The 2,412-nt window shown below is 46.4% G+C and carries 3 protein-coding genes; all 3 read right to left on the bottom strand.

Features of this window, described 5'->3' with window-relative positions:
* Positions 1-1,549: 5'-3' exonuclease H3TH domain-containing protein (locus PGX78_RS07630; RefSeq protein ID WP_333524010.1), on the bottom strand; the 1,549-nt coding region annotated here is incomplete at its 3' end.
* A gap of 17 nt (positions 1,550-1,566) precedes the next feature.
* A complete protein-coding gene (locus PGX78_RS07635) occupies positions 1,567-1,935 on the bottom strand; it encodes a hypothetical protein (RefSeq protein WP_006942068.1) in 369 nt (122 codons plus the stop codon).
* Between the two features lie 29 nt (positions 1,936-1,964).
* Positions 1,965-2,405: an SsrA-binding protein SmpB gene (gene smpB, locus PGX78_RS07640; protein ID WP_270446292.1), complete on the bottom strand. Its 441-nt coding sequence runs from the start codon at positions 2,403-2,405 to the stop codon at positions 1,965-1,967.
* Positions 2,406-2,412 lie beyond the last annotated feature (7 nt).

Below are 2,412 nucleotides of genomic sequence, written 5' to 3' on the forward strand. Positions count from 1 at the left end.
CGCCCAACTGCTTCGTCGAATTAATATTAAAGGACTCACCGGCCAAGTCGTAAATTTCCGTTTCCAAGGTATCCGCTTCTCGAGACAAGTCGGCCTTCATCTCTTCCAGACGTTCTCTATTTACAGTAAAACCGTTTAATTCCATAACGGCCAGAGTCCGTTCCAAGGGGGATTCGATAGTTTCAAAAAGGGATGACAGCCCTTTTTCTTCCAGGGCCTGTTGTACAGGTCCGTATAGGGAGTAGACGAAAGCGGCTTCGTTAGCCGTCTCATTTTGAGCCTCGCCCTTAACTTCATTCAGAGGGCGCCCGAATACTTCAGACAAATAAGTCAGGCCGTAAGCCGTACGCGTCGGGTCCAACAGATAGGCTGCCAAGGTTACATCATATACGGGCAAAGCTCCTATTCCCGCACAAAGAGCCGCCTTATACAGGGATTTCCCGTCAGCTGTCACAATGACCTCAGAGTCTTCCAAAGCCGTAAGCCACTGTCCTATATCCTCACTTTTTACCTCGTATACACCGCCTTCAACGGCTAACGTCAAGGTACTTATTTTCGAATATCCCGGTGTATTTTCATAATGAGCCGCTAAGGCTACCGTCTGCCCCTTCACATCACGGGCCTTCAATTCTTTCAACTGCTTTAGAGTCACCGTCTCTTCAGCTTGTTCCAAAAACGCGAACCGATCAAAGGCGGCGAAACGTTTGAGCAGATTGCGAAAGCCCAGCTGTTTGAACAAATCGCGCACTTCCCCCTCCCGCGGATGGGGCAAAAATCCCGCTTCGTCGAATTCAACGGGTACATGGCAATTAATGGTAGCCAATTCTTTAGACAACATAGCCTTATCTTTATTATCCGCCAGTTTTTCACGCAACTTCTTGCCGCTTATATCATCTAAATGTTCATATACGCCCTCAACCGTACCGTATTCGGTAATCAGTTTAAGTGCCGTTTTTTCACCCACACCGGGAACTCCGGGAATATTGTCAGACGTATCGCCCATGAGGGCCTTCATATCAATGACCTGAGCGGGTGTATATCCGTACTCTTCTTGCATGACATCGGGAGTTACGGCAAGCATCTCGGAAATACCTTTTTTAGTCAGATACACCGTAATATTGTCATCTACCAGCTGCAAAGCATCACGGTCACCCGTAATAACGGACACGGACGTATTATCCGTCGGCACCTGTTTGGCAACGGTCCCGATAATATCATCGCCTTCATAGCCTTCCGTTTCCAGCACATGAATGCCTAAACATGCCAAAACCTCCCGAATGAGTGCAAACTGAGGTCGCAATTCATCGGGAGCCGGTTTTCTCGTCGCCTTATAATCGGCATATAATTCGTTTCTGAACGTATGTTTATCCTTATCAAAAGCGACGGCCACGTAATACGGATCCAAATCGGCGTAAAGTTTCAAAAGCATATTTAAAAAACCGTACACGGCATTAGTCGGCCGTCCCTGACTGTCGCTCAAAGGCGGCATGGCATAAAAAGCCCGATATAACAGACTACTTCCGTCAATAATCATCAAGTTTTTTTTCATAGTTTCACCCACTGCAGTCAACTCAAAAATTTACGTACAACGGAATAAACAATATAAATCCCCAAGATGGCCAGTAAATACGGCAAGGCAACCAGTAAAAGGCCGAAAATACCGACGATGACGGCGGCTATTAAGAAGATAATGACCGCTAAGGCCGCCTTGATACGCAAGGGCATTTTGGTGTAAATATGGACCCGCCCCTGAAGGCTTTCATCTTCTCTTACGTCCTCGGTATATACACGTCCTTCTTCATCAACGGTTTGACCCGTAAACCCGTCCCGCTCAGCACGGGACATGACCTGTACGTCCTCTTGTTGACGGGCATGGCAGGACTCGCACAAGCCGTCTGCATATACAGCTTCATTATCGCATTGACGACATTTCATAATCTATTCCTCCGACTGTTATGTCTACTCTAATATTCTTTATTCTTCATGCGTCTTTCAATATCGCGTTTTGCTTCTTTTTCCGCTATGGCCTGTCGTTTGTCATAAAGCTTTTTGCCGGTTGCCAAAGCGACGGTCACCTTGACTCGTCCTTTTTTGAAATACAAATTAAGGGGAATAAGTGTATACCCCTTTTCCTTGGTCGCACCGATAAGTTTGACAATTTCGTATTTATGTAACAGCAATTTACGAGTCCGTAAGGGATCGGTATTAAAGCGATTGCCCTGTTCGTACGGACTGATATGCATACCGACTATATAGGCTTCACCGTCATCAATACGGCAAAAACTGTCTTTCAGATTCACTCGGCCGGCACGCAGCGACTTTACTTCCGTTCCCGTAAGAGCCAAGCCGGCTTCGTACGTGTCGTGTATAAAATAATCGTGTCGGGCTTTTCTATTGTCCGTAATATATTTC

Origin of the sequence: Megasphaera sp. AF13-6AC (assembly GCF_027685385.1) — a bacterium.
Lineage (GTDB): Bacteria > Bacillota > Negativicutes > Veillonellales > Megasphaeraceae > Megasphaera > Megasphaera micronuciformis.

Bases quoted from the DNA above. Each gene is read 5' to 3' on its own strand.
- PGX78_RS07635 (WP_006942068.1), bottom strand. From the start codon at position 1,935: ATGAAATGTCGTCAATGCGATAATGAAGCTGTATATGCAGACGGCTTG.